Source organism: Desulfonema magnum (genome assembly GCF_017377395.1).
Classification (GTDB): domain Bacteria; phylum Desulfobacterota; class Desulfobacteria; order Desulfobacterales; family 4be13; genus Desulfonema_C; species Desulfonema_C magnum.
On sequence record NZ_CP061800.1, the window covers coordinates 2,423,882 to 2,439,325 of the forward strand.

A 15,444-nucleotide genomic window follows, 5' to 3' on the forward strand; every position below is an offset into this window, starting at 1 on the left:
AAATCAGCCACAAAGACTCAAAGACACAAAGTAACCACAAAGACACTTCGTGATACTTCGTGCCTTCGTGGCAAAAAAAATGGCAGGTTCCGCTTTTTATACAAAAAAATCAGCCATAAAGACTCAAAGACACAAAGTAACCACAAAGACACTTCGTGATACTTCGTGCCTTCGTGGCAAAAAAAATGGCCGGTTCCGCTTTTTATCCAAAAAAATCAGCCATAAAGACTCAAAGACACAAAGTAACCACAAAGACACTTCGTGATACTTCGTGCCTTCGTGGCAAAAAAAATGGCCGGTTCCGCTTTTTATCCAAAAAAATCAGCCACTAAGCCACTTCATGCCTTCGTGCCTTCGTGGCAAAAAAATGGCCGGTTCCGCTTTTTACACATAAAACCTGTCCTTGTGTAAAAGGTGGGACATACCCTAAAAAATTTATGGTCTGGTATTTAATAAAGCCAGTACCTGAGTATAACGATTTTACAAATCGTTCCCGCAGACAGCTTTTATTTCCAATCCTTCAGCCCGTACTTGGCCATAATGGTGTCTATTTCGCCTTTAGCCCTCAGTTCTTTTATGCCCCTGGTAAACATATCCGCATACTTTTCGCCATTCTTATCCTTATAAAAAACCGGATAAGAATTGGCTGTCCCCTCATCAACAGGTACTTTGTCAATGGGAATGATTTTACCCATCAGCGTGTTTCCGGCCTTTTTTTCTTTATGGAGAAAATGTCTTGCCATAAATTCGTTTTCAACATAAAGATCAGTGTGTTTCTTCAGCAACATTTTCATATTTCGGCGCACCAGATTTTCCCCATACATTGCGCTCACACGGACTCCGGGCGGCGGATCGTTCACATACCGGGTCACTTCGAGACTGCAATAACTCCAGCCTTTGATCCCTCCCAGACTTATCTCCTTCAGTGATTCAATCCCTTCATATTTCCAAACACCTGCCAGTCGAGAATCCTTCAGCCCATAAAATTTATGGGTATATCGGCAGATTTCTGTTTCAGGAAATACAGCGATGTCCTTATTGATCGGATGAAGCTTTGTCGCAGCCAGCAAACCGTCAAACTGCCCTTTTTTATTAAATATCTTCAATGTCCGCGTCCAGGGCTGTATTTCAAAACTGACAGCATACCCATGTTTTTCAAATATGGCTCTGAAGATATCAAGAACAAATCCTTCGTGTCCATCTTCCTTATCAGATATACAGACATAAGGACAGAACTCTGTTGTGACCATATTAAGTTTCTGAGCACAGACATTGCCAGCTATAAGCAGCGTAAGCAATATAAAGAAAATAAAAAAACATCTTTTTCGAGTAAACATGAATTCTCCTTGAAAGTATAATACATGAGCAAGTAAGCGCAGGCGGTGGGTTCCGCTTCGCTGCACCCACCCTACATTTTTTGTATCAGGTATATTATTTATTTCGAATTCCTTTAGTTTTCAATTTTCAATTTTCAATTTTCAATTTTCAATTTTCAATTTTCAATTCTCAATTCTCAATTCTCCATCCCCTCCAAATGTTCCCATCGCTCATAGGCTTGTTCCAATTCTTTTTCCAATGTTTCCAATTTTTCCTTCGCATTTGCGACATTTTCTCCGTTTTGCTGGTAAAAGCCCGGATCAGCCATGATTTCATATAATTCCTGCTGTTCCGCTTCCATCTTCTCGATATGCAGGGGGAGATGCTCAAGCTCACGCTGTTCCTTAAACCCTAATTTATGAGGACGCCCGGGCGGTACTTTTGGCTTTTCCTGTTTAGGCGCAGCTTTTTTAATCTTCATGGGACTGTCCGGCTTGTGCTGGCGGAGCCAGTCATCATAGCCGCCCACATATTCGCTCACCTGCCCCTGCCCTTCAAACACCAGGGTGCTGGTCACGACATTGTTCAGAAACTCCCGGTCATGACTGACCAGAAGCAGCGTGCCTGAATAATCCAGCAACAGTTCTTCCAACAGTTCCAGGGTTTCCGCGTCCAGGTCATTGGTCGGCTCATCCAGAACCAGGACATTGGAGGGCTTGGTGAACAGCTTTGCCAGCAGCAGACGGTTCCGCTCGCCTCCGGAGAGTATCCGCACAGGACTGCGCGCCCGGTCCGGTGTGAACAGGAAATCTTTCAAATAACCAATAATATGCCGGGGATTTCCGTTGATGATGACTTTGTCATTTCCATCCCCCACATTTTCCTCCACTGTTTTGTCCTCATTCAGTTGGGAACGAAGCTGATCAAAATAGGCCACTTCCAAGCGGGTTCCGTGGCGGACATTCCCCTGCTGCGGAGAGAGATTGTCTAAAAGAATTTGGAGCAGCGTGGTTTTTCCCGAACCGTTCGGTCCGATAAAGCCCACTTTGTCTCCTCGCATAACAGTTGTTGAAAAATCGCGGATAATGGGCTGTTCCTCGTAATCATAACTCACATGCTTTGCCTCAATCACCAGTTTTCCGCTGCGTTCAGCTTCCTGGGCCTGCATACGGACATTGCCTGTGCGCTCAGTTCTCGCCCGGCGGATTTCACGCATTTTTTCCAATGCCCTGACTCGCCCCTCATTACGGGTTCGCCTCGCTTTCAGGCCGTTTCGACGCCATATTTCTTCTTTTGCCAGTTTTTTGTCAAACGCGGCCCGCTGATTTTCCTCGGTCTCTGTATCAGCCTGTTTTCGTTTCAGATATGTATCATAATCACAGGGCCAGCTTGTAAGGTTTCCCCGATCTAATTCAATGATACGGGTTGCCAGTTTTTTCAGGAGCATCCGGTCATGGGTGACAAAGAGCAGGGTTTTCACATGGCGTAACAAGAAATCCTCCATCCATATGATGGCGTCAATATCCAAATGGTTGGTGGGTTCGTCCAACAGCAATATCTCCGGGTCACAGGCCAATGCTCTGGCAAGCAGTACCCGGCGTTTAAGACCGGCTGAAAGCACTTCGAATTCAGCATCAGCATTTAATTTCATGCGCGACAACACCTGTTCCGCCTGTCGGTGTATCTCCCATTCTTCAGTATCCGGGATGTTATTCAGATTTTCCAATCCGCCGGCCACCACATCAAAAATCGTCGCCCCCGGTTGTGACGGAACCTCCTGGGCAAGATGTCCGATACGCAGACGCTGATGACGAATAATCTCACCCTGATCAGGAAGAACATCTTCACTGATGAGCTTCATCAGGGTGGATTTTCCGGCCCCGTTCCGGCCAAGAAGACACACCCGCTCACCGTGTTCAATTTGCAAATTTACTTTATCAAGCAATAAGGGGCCGCCAAAGGCCACACTCACATCTTTCATGCTTAACAGCGCCATAGATAATCTCTCTCCTACTCCTCAGAACGCGAAACACGTTGTCTCGTGCGTTTAATTTTGCTTCGATGGTGTTTGAATTCCAACCGGCGTTTCTTTGATGCATACGTCGGCTTTGTCTTGCGACGAACAGCCGGCTTTTTTGCGGCTTTGCGAATCAGTTCCGCGAGCCGGTCTGTGGCGTCCTGACGATTACGTTCCTGTTTGCGGAACCGCCTGGCATCTATGATCAGTATGCCGTCTTCAGTCATCCGCCTGCCTGCGAGACGAATCAGACGCTCCCGGATATCTTCGGGCAGGGAAGGGGAGTTTCGCACGTCAAAGCGGAGCTGCACGGCTGTTGCCACTTTGTTGACATTTTGCCCTCCGGGTCCCGAGGCGCGGATGAATTCCTCCTGAATTTCATTATCATTGATGGATATGTTTTGTGTAATTTTTATCATGGGTTCAGTTTAGTTCCCGGGATCCGGCTTCGGGTTCGCAAATTAAGGTTTCAACACGCCCCCCGGAACGCTCCGGCCGGAACTCGCATCCTGTGACTTTTTTCAAAAGCCGGCGGGTGTAAAAAAAAGTTATTACGGCCGCGCTCCAAGTGACTAAGAAGATGCCCCACCAGATGCCTGTTAATCCGAAATCAAGCACTTGTGTCAGAAAATAAAACACTGCAATGGGGGCGATAATCTGACGATACAGGCCAATATACACGGCAAACATGGGTTTTTTAATGCCCTGGAGAGCTGCCACGTTGATAAAGAGAACCACATAGGCGTAAAGCACCAGCGCGTCAATTCTCAGATAGGTTGCGCCGATTCGGATAACTGTATCATCATTGGTGAACAGGCTCATGAACTGCGTGGCAAAGACAAAGACAATAACGCTTCCGGTGACCATAAGCACAGCCCCGTATTTTAACGATGTGTTCAGGGTTTCGAATATGCGCTCATATAATTTCGCGCCGTTGTTCTGTGCTACAAGGGTCAGGGCAGAGATATTCAGCCCCAGCGTGGGCAGCAGAACGATTTGTTCCACACGCATCCCAATGCCATACGCGGCCACAGCCTCTTTTCCGAATTTGCTGATAAAAAAGGTAATCACAAAAACGCCAAGCGCAATGGTCATAATATTGAGACTGGCAGGAAATCCCTGACGGGCAATCTCTTTAAAGGGGGATAATTTGGGAAAAATATCCCTTAACTGTATATCTGAAATCAGGCCGGTCTGATACACCTTGATACCCAGATAAACGCAGCCTGTCAGCTGAATCAGCACGGTAGCCAGGGCAATACCCGCAATGCCCATGGGCGGGATGCCCAATCCCCCGAAAATGAACCAGGGGTCAAGAATGATATTCAGCACAAACCCGGCAAATAAGAAATTTCTATAGGATGTGGTGTCTCCTGCGGCTTTCAGGATGGCATTGAGCATATAAACCTGAATAAAAAAGAGTGCGCCTTTAAAAAGGATATCCATATAGATCAGGGAGATGTTTAAATATTCATCGGTCGCCCCGAGAATGGTGAACAAAAATGGCGAGATATAAAGACCGATAACGGTCAGCAGCACGGACATGAATACCCCGAAGGTAATGCCCTGAATTGCGAAGCGTCTGGCTTCTTCTCTGTTTTCTGCTCCCAGGGCTGTGCCGATCAGCGCGGTCGTGCCGGTTGATACTCCGCTTCCGATGGAAATAATAATAAAAAACACTGGCAGGGAAAGCGACATGGCCGCAAGTGTCTGGGTTGAAATTAATCCGCCAAAATAGGTGTCCACCACGTTATACATGGTGTTGAAAAAAAGACCGAAACTCGCAGGAATGGTGAGCTGGCGGATGAGTTTGGGAATGGGCTGAGTGGTTAGTTCGTTGTTGTTTTCCATAGTTTTTATTCCTTTTGATTGAAATTTAATCACTTTCTGAAGCCCTGCAAGCCTTAATTTTATCTTTCTCGTTTCTCGTTCCCACGCTTTGCGTGGAAACGAGAAAATGGCTGCCCCCTCTCCCGGATATTCTCCGGCCGGGACACGGGACGTGAAACGTCCCTCCTGCATTCCCACGCAAAGCGTGGGAACGAGAAAATGGCTGCCCCCTCTCCCGGATATTCTCCGGCCGGGACACGGGACGTGAAACGTCCCTCCTGCATTCCCACGCAAAGCGTGGGAACGAGAAAAGAACAATAACTGCCCGCTCTCCCGGATATTCTCCGGCCGGGACACGGGACGTGAAACGTCCCTCCTGCATTCCCACGCAAAGCGTGGGAACGAGAAAATGGCTGCCCGCTCTCCCGGATATTCTCCGGCCGGGACACGGGACGTGAAACGTCCCTCCTGCATTCCCACGCAAAGCATGGGAACGAGAAAAGAACAATAACTGCCTGCTCTCCCGGATATTCTCCGGCCGCAATACGGGACATCCTCGGATACCGAATACCTGAAAGCTGATGGCCGATGCCTCAGTTTAAATGATAACCTATAATTATCAATAAATTGGCTTCCATTTTTGTCTTGACTTGAAAGAGAATCGCGTATATGTCTGAACGCTGGCAACGATCTCTGTCAAAGAAAGGGTGGGACATGAAAAAACGAATATTATATGCAAATGCGAACTATGAGGAAATGGTGAGCAAAAATGGTTATTTTGTTGATAAAACCGAATATATAGATAAACTGGAATACATTGAAAATCCGGTCTTTCTTCGTCCCAGGCGGTTCGGCAAATCATTGTGGTGCCGAATTTTGGAATGTTATTACAATATAGGCCAGAAAGATGATTTTGAAAAACTTTTCGGGCAGACCCGGATCGGCAAAAATCCCACTCCCCTTCGTAATTCCTTTTTTGTGCTGCATCTTGATTTTTCTGTTATTGATCCGACAGGTTCGATAGCAGATATTGAAAAGAGCTTCAATCTTACCTGCAATACACATCTTCAAAGCCTCGTAAGGTCTTACTTCAAGTGGTTCCAGGGTAATGTTTCCGTTGATCCTGAAATTCAGGCACCAGCCAATTTGAGAAGCATTCTGAACACAATTTCTGATTTCAATCTGCCCAGGCTGTATATCATAATTGACGAATATGACAACTTTGCAAATCAGCTGATTGTTTCCCGCAAACACGATCTTTACCGGAAACTGACAGGAGACGACAGTTTTCTGAAGACCTTCTTTAAAACCCTGAAAGAAGGGCGCAAAACCGGTCTGATTTCCAATCTTTATATCACCGGGGTTCTGCCAGTCACCATTGATGATCTGGCATCCGGATTCAATGTTGCCACTTTCATCACCCTTGAACCGGAATTCGAATCCATGTTAGGCTTCACCCAGTCCGAGACGGACCGTCTGATGGACCAGATATGTCAGGATTACGGGATTGACCCTTCTGTTCGGAAAGAGGCGGATGATCTCATCCGGAATCATTATAATGGATACCATTTTGTGAATCCCGAAGGCGAAGCTGTTTACAATTCCACGATTCTTATGTATTTTCTGCATTATTTCACCCGTTACAAAGCAATTCCCAGACATCTGACCGATATGAACCTGAAAACAGACATATCCTGGGTCAGACTTCTGACCGGGGCAGATTCTCGGTATGCCGAGGAATTTGTGGATCAGCTCACAATTCACAATGCTGTCCGTTATGATGACAGGCTCCTGACACAAAAGTTCGACATGAGCCAGTTCTTTGAACGGGGCTATTTTCCGGTTTCATTTTTTTATCTGGGCATGCTGACCCGGAAGGATGATTTTTATCTGAAACTTCCGAATATGAACATGCGGCAGATATTTGCCGAGTATTTCAACGAATTACACCGTATAGATGTTTCGACAAAATACGCGGACATGATGCAGAATTTTGTGAACAGGCCTGACCTGCCCCGGCTGTTTGCGGATTACTGGGACTTATATATTTCCCAATTGCCCGAGGCTGTCTTTCAGAAGGTGAATGAAAATTTTTACCGGACCACTTTTTTCGAGCTATGCAGCCGATACCTTTCCAAATGGTTCATATGGAATCTGGAGCGTTCCTACCCCCGGGGAAAAACCGATCTGGAGTTTGTGGGGAAATATCATGAAAAATTCGCAGGAAAACGCATTGTCATCGAGTTCAAATATTATTCAAACGCGGAATTCAAAAAACGCCGGACTTCTGTTGAGAAGTTTGCCCTGCGGAAAAAAGATACACATCAGCTTGCGGGATATGTCCAAGGACTGAAAGAGGAGTATCCTGAGGCCGATATTTCGCAATATGTGATTTACTGTTTCGGTAATAAGGGCTTCCGGGTGTTTGAAATCGAATCATAATTTTTCCGAGTGTGTTCCGGTTTTATGAGTATGCGGGCGTTCCCTGAACACATTATCCTGCAATCCGGGGATCAATTTTCACCACAGTCCTCCGCATTTTTTTACCGTTTTCCAATATATGTGTCATCTCCACGACTTTCAAACGATCTTCCGCGAACATCTGAATGCATTCCGAGTAAAGTTCCCACTCCAGACTCAGCCCCTTTTTTTTAATGGTCTCAAGCGTGTCATGTTCCTGAATCTGAAATGTTTTCTGACCGATAATCGGCCCGGAGTCTTCACCGTAGTCAACAAAATGTACGGTACACCCGCCAATCTTGCATCCGTATCGGAACGTATCTCCGTATCCGTCAACACCGGGAAACGCGGGAAGCAGAGAAGGATGAATATTCATTATACGCAAGTTCCCGGGCACGGTATTGATTCTGTCTATAAAATAAGGTGTCAGGGTTCTCATAAAACCGGCCAGCACCAGAAGGTCAAAGGGATAAGCTTTCATATACTCAAGCAGTTTTGCCTCTGCAATCGCTCTGGTGATCATAAAGACTTTCATCTTTTCAGCGTCGAAATCCTCGGAAAAAAGAGATTGCTTTGAAATCAGATCGTTCATATCAAAATCGTCTGGCGGAATAATCTTTTCCGGAGCTTTTTTTATGCCTTCTATAATTGATTTATAATCTGCTGTAAATGTGGGGATTCCGTGTCTATGCCCTCTTTCAAGGCCAGAGGCGTTGGGATTATCTGATCCGATAAATACCACCTCTCCGTCTGTGTTTCCCGATTCACACGAATCAATAATTGCCTGGAGATTGGTCCCGCTCCCTGATATAAGTGTTCCGATACGAATCTTTTTGCTCATAAAAAAAACTCCTTCGCTTCTTTTGACTTCTCACTTTTGAAAAACGATTATTATCAAAATATAAACAACCTCTCGCAACCCTATTTTTTTATCCTCGTTCACATCGCCATCCATATTCACGACAGGTTTCAGTCCTATGAGAACCTTTATCGCCAAAATAGCGTCTTTAAGATCAATTTTGTAATCGCTGTTTATGTCACCGCGAACCCATTCATCTGCGCCGATATCCGGATTTGAATCCCGCGTGTTGCCGTCTGCGTCATCATCACAAAGATTATTACTCACTGGCACTCCCATGTCAATGGCGTCGGTTGCGCTCTTGGTCAGATGGATATCACCTTCTGCCGCGTCAACAAACAGCGAGAGCGGCGCGTCTGCCAGATTTCCTTCCAAATCCGCTTTTGCATCGTCTCTGGCTTGCAAATTATGGCTCACCAGATTGTTGGTAATATCCGCGTGTGTGTTCGAAAATCGCCATTCAAGGGATGCCAGCTTCGGCTCATCCGTGGAAACCAGGGTATTGTGCAGCACTCTGGTGCCACATGCCTGTTCAAGAGAGATATTGGATTCAAACCCTGTCTGAGAGGTACGCAATGCTTCCCGATTCTGAAAGATGAAGTTGTTACGGATAATCCCCTCGTAATGTCCCACATCAGTCACCCCCGCGCACGGATTATCATCATAAGTGCGCCAGTCGCCGCTCTGGTCCTGACCAAACTTCACCCCCCGGGCATTATCAGTTAACTTGTTACGTTCAACAAGAGTGCCGCGGCTTCCGTATAAAAAGTGAATTGCCGCATTCGGTGCCGTGCCTTGTTCGCACCAGAACCCTTCAATAATATTGTCCTGAATCTTCCACCCGCTGGCCTGGAGCGCATACACCCCTCCGGTACCGCAGTCATCATTAAATTCAATCACTTTTTCACGTCCCTCATCGGTCAGTTCAATGTGGCTGTTGGAAATCACGCCGTTATCAGGAAAATGCGTTGCTGTGCTGTTCTGGTTGATTTTGATGGCCTGCTGTCCCGAATCAATGATATGGACGTTGTCAATGAGCGTATTCTCCACATCCGCGTCCTCAGCCGCCATCACATGAATTGGGTGGTATTTGGCCCGTTTCAATGTCAGATCGGAGATGGTCACATCAGAGCCAACGACCTGGATAATCTCGGTGGTCACATATCCGCCATCCAAAATGACCTTATCTCTGTCGCCGCTCTTCGAGCGTATTGTAATGCCGGTGCCGGCGATTCTCATATAATCGCCGTTCAGATGATAAGTGCCGTCCTCGAGCAGAAACGTGGTGTCAGATCCTTCCTTATTAACTATCGAATAAAGTTCACCGACCTGTGACGGGTTGATATTGATGACGTTTCCCGGATCACTCACGGTAATATAATCTGTCTTTATCTCTGTATCATTTCCGGCGCTGTTCGCTGCCTTTAAAGAGACGGTGTATGTGCCGGAAGAAGTGTAAGTATAACTCGGGTTCTGCCGGGTTGAATCAGCAGTTCCGTCATTATCAAAATCCCATGCCCAGCTTGTGGAAGCGTTTGCGGACTGATCTGTGAAGCTCACACTGAGCGGAGCATCGCCCGCGGTTTTGTTTGCAGTAAATTGGGCATCAGGCTTTGACACAGACGCACTGTTGCCGACCCTGATAAAACCGGTTTTCGTTTCCGTATCGCTGCCGCCGTTATTTGTCACTTTCAGAGAAACCGTGTATGTTCCGTCAGCAGAATAAGTATGATTCGGGTTCTGCTGGGTTGAATCAACAGTTTCATCATTATCAAAATCCCATGCCCAGCTTGTGGGGGCGTTTGCGGACTGATCCGTGAAGCTCACAGTGAGCGGAGCATCGCCCGCGGTCGGCGCTGCTGTAAAATGGGCTGATGGCCCTGGCACAGAAGCTTCCCGGAGTCCCAGTTCTATTTTATCACAGATCAGGATTTCTTTTTTTCCGTAGTTCACATTCACATTCACAACCGAATAGGTTCCAGCGAGAGACGTGTTAAAATCAAAAACACTCTGTGCGGTTCCCCCGCCCGGAATGGTGACGGCATTCATTTCATACCATGTGCCAGCAGGGGGATAGCCGGCTCCCTGGCGGTTGTCGTCGTCAAAACTGATTTCCGGTGTAAAAGCCACTGAATTCCCTGAATTGTTATACCATGTCACCACAACCTGCTCACCGGAGACAAAGTCCCTGGCTGTTCCTTTCACGCCCTGGAAATCGTAGGACACACTTCCGGCAACCACAATGGTGGTTCCCCCGGGGCCAATAGCCCGATAATCTGTGTATTTGTCCTTTATGACTGTGTTCCACCCGGAAAGCCCGAAGGTATTGTCCGACTCTGTTTTACCAAAATCAATTAATGTCACAAACTCACCAGGAGGTGTCGGCGGATGTTCCTGCCCGCTGACCAGCTCAATTTTATCACAGAGCAGAATTTCCTTTTTTCCATAGTTCACATTCACATTCACAACCGAATAGGTTCCCGCGAGAGACGTGTTAAAATCAAAAACACTTTGTGCGGTTCCCCCGCCCGGAATGGTGACGGTATTCATTTCATACCATGTGCCCACAGGGGGATAGTCAGTTCCCTGGCGGTTCTCGTCGTCAAAACTGATTTCCGGCGTAAAGGTCACTGAATTCTCTGAATCGTTATACCATGTCACCACAACCTGCTCACCGGAGACAAATTCCCTGGCTGTTCCTTTCACGCCCTGGAAATCATAGGACACACTTCCGGCAACCACAATGGTCGTTCCCCCGGGGCCAATATCCCGATAGTCTGTGTAGTTGTCCTTGATGACCGTGTTCCACCCGGAAAGCCCGAAGGTGTTTTCTGACTCGCTCTTACCGAAATCCACAAGCACGACGGAGCTTCCGGGTTCCTGATATTGACAGGCAACAGTTTCACTTGCCGGATGACTCACCCCGCCCTCACACTGGCCCGTTTTTGTCCAGGTCCGGGTCAGGGTGCTGTTGCTCTGGCACTGACCATCTGTATATTGCCAGTCTGATTCGGTACATTCAGGGACGATTACGCCGCCGACCGCCTCAATATCAAGATAATTGAGTATGGTGTATTTATCAAAAATTCCCATAGCCATTGTAAGCTTGCCGTCTGAGACAGTGACTTCTTTTGTGCGGACAATATAAGAATCTGACGCTGTTGTGGCTTCGTCATCAATAAAACTGATATTTTCAATCTCTATTTTATGATGAAGATATTCCCTATTATCCCATCCCACAGACACCGTGACATCATAAGTGCCGTTGGGCAGATCAAACTCAAAAATGGCCGGTCTTCCCCAGTCAGAATAAATAATGCTCTTTTGGAGTTCATTCGGTCCGTTCGGCAAATACTGACTCATCCAATTCGCGTCATTCGGGCTGTACCAGCCATATCCCCTGGTTTCATCATAATCATCCCATCCGATTTTCATATAGGTTTTGCCGTTCACGACCAGCGGATTTGCTGTTGGTTCTCCATCCGGATTCTGAAAATTAATATAGTAGTTTCCAGGAGTACCCTGATTTCCAGACTGCGGATGAATATCAGGAATGGAAGAAATTTCACCTCCGTTTTTAAGCCCGATAAAACGCCTCAGATTATACATAAATTCGCTGTCCCGGGTATAACTCGTAAGCCCGGAGACAATTTTATCCACATGTGCGTCAGCAGTGTTTGTCTGATCAACCACCGGCTGTCCGTTTTTCAGCACATGCAAATATTCATAATCCTCAAGACTGTCCCGCATGAGTTCAAACCGGATCGAAGGCACAAACCGGTGATGGTTTGATCCATAGGATATGTTGTTGTTGGACACAGAAGGAGGGTAAAGCATGAAAAGATCGCCATTATGGTTGGCCGTCATGGGGTCTGTCCAGGGATTTTTACTCCAACTGTTCAGCGAATAATAGGCAATGCCGCGTATTCTGTATTTCCAGAGAAACCATCCGGTCAGCTTGCTTTCAATTCCCGGATGATCAAGGGTGATGGGATTGAAATACGGCGGTCTTGTGCCGTGAAGAAAATAAATCCATGTTTCCTCTCCGTAATTTTTTTCCCGATCATGAGACACGTCCGGTTCATACTGATTTAAAACCGGGAGCCAGATATCAATTTTTGAGCCGGTATAAGTTGAATGGTTATAAATTTCCGGCTTGGGTTCCTCAGACACCATGAGCTTCAAATTGGGTGCTGCTTTTTTCAGTTCCTGCGAATACCATGCGACCGCGTCATAATCTGCCTGATCCTGGGGTTCGTTGGCAAAATAGAAATAGGCTTTGTCAAGATATCCGAGTCCGCTCAGATAATTTTGCAATGACGTAATATATTGAAACCATTTCTGATTATACGCGGAACTGGGATTGTTTCCTGTGTACCAGTCACCGGGTCCTCTGGTCTGACCGCAAAATGTCGAAGGTCTCTGGTCGGCCGAAGCATCGTTATTCTGAAAAGTGGCTGCCATAAAAGACGGAAATCCGACACCGTTGTTTAAATGATTTCCATCAAGATATTTTTCCGCAGGTCCCTCAAATTGCCATTCAGGTTCGTCATCTGTCAATGTTCCGTTACAGTCATATGCCACATAATTGGAAGCGCCGCTGGTTGTGACGCCGCCCGGCCACAGCGGCGATTTCGGTGTGAGCCGGTGATCAATGAAAAACTGTTTCATTTTATCCACATACATCCAGTAATCATCACCAGTGACGGAAACACCGTATTTTGTAAGCACAGCATTATGATCAAAATTCATCTGGGATTTGACATGAAGTTCATCCGGGATGGCAAAATTGAACACATGCAGTTTTACAGGGATGCTTATGCCGCTGATTTGAACATTTGCAGTATAATCTCCTTTGGAAGCGGTTTTCGGTACATATACATTAAACCAGAAGGCTGTGTTCTGACCCGAGGCAAGGGTTACGGAATCCCCTTTCTCCACGGGCCATAACGGATCAGGATAATCCCCAGTTTTACCGAGGCTGTCCGTGGCCTGAGAAATATTGACGTATTTCACCTGATATATCTCAGTTGTGATGCCGGAACCAAACTCCCCGATGTTTATGGTGACGCTTCCTGATGATTTGGGTTTTACAACCACCAGAAACGGTTCAGATTCATTTTTTGCAGCATATGCCTTTACTTCCGATCCAATATCTTCGGGAAGGGCATCATTTTTAAACACACGCTCGCTGGGCGGTGTTGTCCAGAATTCATAATTTGAAGTGGATTGTGTCAGTTTATGGGTATAATTTTCCTGATCCTGTGCCATCGCGAATAAAGGCAAAAGCAGCAATACAAAGAAATTTACCGATATGACTTTTATTTTTAATTGATTTTTCATAACATCCCCTTCTTAAACGACTTTTCTAAAATTAAAGATATAAGTTGACCGGACAAAGATTGTATGCTTATTTTACACGGATGGTACTGGAATCTGACAATATACAATATCTTTTTACCGTGAAAATACATTTTGAAAAGCCGGGTTTTTTATCTGAAAACATTTTCATAACCGGGGGCAAAAAAACCGGCTTTTTTATGAGCGTTTATTTTTTGAAAAACAGGTATATTGCGAGGCCCAGAAGGATTAAAGAAAAAATTTTCTTGAAATTGGCAGTTGAAACATGCTCAACAAGGCGTGCGCCGATCTGCGCGCCTAAAATGCCGCCAATACCAAGCAGAATACCTGCCTTGTAGTCAATATTGGAAAATTTGTTGTGCGCGAACAGAGCAGAAACAGAGATGACCAGAATGGCAAGAAAAGAGGTTCCCACAGATTTTTGTGCGGTGTATCCCATGAAAAGCAGCAGGGGAACTAACAGAAAACCACCGCCTAACCCTGAAAATGCAGCACCGATTCCTACAAAGACTCCGAACACAATCATAATAACCATATTTGGGTTCATATTTGCAAACTCCGATTGCTTAATTATTAAAATAAACAGTTATAAAAAAATTTCATCCCTGCTGATAAAAAAGTTTTCTGAAAAAACCACGTTCCGGAGACAGGGATTTCCACAGTAAGAATTCGTATCTTCTTAAACTTTAATATTCATCTGATTTTATCAGGAACATAATCATATTCAATATGAAGAGGATACTGAAAAAAATTAATTGTGTGTTAAACACTACAAAGGGCTTAAAGTCAATCTTTTTTCAGGTGAGCTTATTATGGATAAGGATATAAAATACAATCTGATTGATCACACGGCTGATTTCGGAATGCATGTTTTTGGCTCTGATATGAAGGAGTTGTTTGGAAACGCGGCCCGTGCAATGTTTGATGTTATTACGGACATAAACAAGTTACAGGAGATGAATGAATATAAGATTCATGTATCAGGGGATGACTGGCCTGACCTTATGGTCAACTGGCTGAGGGAGATGTTATTCCTTTGGACAGGCAGGGAACTGCTGGTAAAAAAAATCTCTATCCTTTCTCTTTGTGAATATGAACTGACTGCGAGTGTAATGTGTGATCTTTATGATCCTGATACTCATTTTATAAAAAATGAGATAAAGGCAGTCACATATCATCAGATTGAGGTTTATCGCGCGGCGACAGGGTGGGAATCAAAAATAATTTTTGATGTTTAAAATTATAACTTTCCCCTTGGTTGGGTCAGTTGAACATAATTATTAAAAATCAGTCAGATACAGCTATGCCACAGCATGATAAGTTACGTCTCCGATATTTACAGCATAAAAAAAGTTTGATTATAAATATATTTGGTGATAAAGTTCAAAAAGAGTGTAATAATTCAGTATATCTGGCAGATGAGATCGGGGGGCAGGTGAATGCGCATTCAAGCTTCTGCTGATACAGTTCAAAGGATTAACTGCTTGCATTTTGGGCTATGTCCGAAAAATTCGAGTCTTCTCCCCTTTTCTTTAACGTCCCGGCTCCTTTCTTCAAATCCTCTTTACAAAAAAAGAGGCATTAAAGCATGCTAAGGTTG

The 15,444-nt window shown here is 45.5% G+C and carries 9 protein-coding genes; 2 read left to right on the forward strand and 7 right to left on the reverse strand.

Annotated elements, in window-relative coordinates:
- Positions 1-506: 506 nt before the first annotated feature.
- The 4 genes from dnm_RS09840 to dnm_RS09855 all read right to left on the reverse strand — a co-directional run bounded on the left by dnm_RS09840 (position 507) and on the right by dnm_RS09855 (position 5,851).
- On the reverse strand, positions 507-1,337 hold the full coding sequence (locus dnm_RS09840; protein ID WP_207682484.1) for a substrate-binding periplasmic protein: 831 nt from the start codon (positions 1,335-1,337) through the stop codon (positions 507-509).
- 176 nt (positions 1,338-1,513) lie between these two features.
- Positions 1,514-3,313 (reverse strand): ATP-binding cassette domain-containing protein, encoded by a 1,800-nt coding sequence (locus tag dnm_RS09845; RefSeq protein WP_207682485.1) that lies wholly within the window; start codon positions 3,311-3,313, stop codon positions 1,514-1,516.
- Between the two features lie 14 nt (positions 3,314-3,327).
- Positions 3,328-3,753 (reverse strand): alternative ribosome rescue aminoacyl-tRNA hydrolase ArfB, encoded by a 426-nt coding sequence (arfB, locus tag dnm_RS09850; RefSeq protein ID WP_207682486.1) that lies wholly within the window; start codon positions 3,751-3,753, stop codon positions 3,328-3,330.
- A 4-nt stretch (positions 3,754-3,757) separates the two neighbouring features.
- A complete protein-coding gene (locus dnm_RS09855) occupies positions 3,758-5,851 on the reverse strand; it encodes an MATE family efflux transporter (protein ID WP_246556280.1) in 2,094 nt (697 codons plus the stop codon).
- Here dnm_RS09855 and dnm_RS09860 point away from each other — a divergent pair.
- Positions 5,834-7,606 (forward strand): AAA family ATPase, encoded by a 1,773-nt coding sequence (locus dnm_RS09860; protein ID WP_207682487.1) that lies wholly within the window; start codon positions 5,834-5,836, stop codon positions 7,604-7,606. The genes dnm_RS09855 and dnm_RS09860 overlap by 18 nt on opposite strands.
- Before the next feature lie 52 nt (positions 7,607-7,658).
- Here the strand turns inward: dnm_RS09860 and purN are convergent, their stop codons facing one another.
- The 3 genes from purN to dnm_RS09875 all read right to left on the reverse strand — a co-directional run bounded on the left by purN (position 7,659) and on the right by dnm_RS09875 (position 14,391).
- A complete protein-coding gene (gene purN, locus dnm_RS09865; protein WP_207682488.1) occupies positions 7,659-8,465 on the reverse strand; it encodes a phosphoribosylglycinamide formyltransferase in 807 nt (268 codons plus the stop codon).
- Between the two features lie 30 nt (positions 8,466-8,495).
- Positions 8,496-13,826, reverse strand: a complete 5,331-nt coding sequence (locus tag dnm_RS09870; RefSeq protein ID WP_207682489.1) for a PKD domain-containing protein — start codon at positions 13,824-13,826, stop codon at positions 8,496-8,498.
- Positions 13,827-14,031: 205 nt separating this feature from the next.
- Entirely contained in the window at positions 14,032-14,391 is a 360-nt protein-coding gene (locus dnm_RS09875) for a sulfite exporter TauE/SafE family protein (RefSeq protein ID WP_207682490.1), read from the reverse strand.
- Positions 14,392-14,656: 265 nt separating this feature from the next.
- Between dnm_RS09875 and dnm_RS09880 the strand changes: the two genes are divergently transcribed.
- A complete protein-coding gene (locus tag dnm_RS09880) occupies positions 14,657-15,082 on the forward strand; it encodes an archease (RefSeq protein WP_207682491.1) in 426 nt (141 codons plus the stop codon).
- Positions 15,083-15,444: the final 362 nt, after the last annotated feature.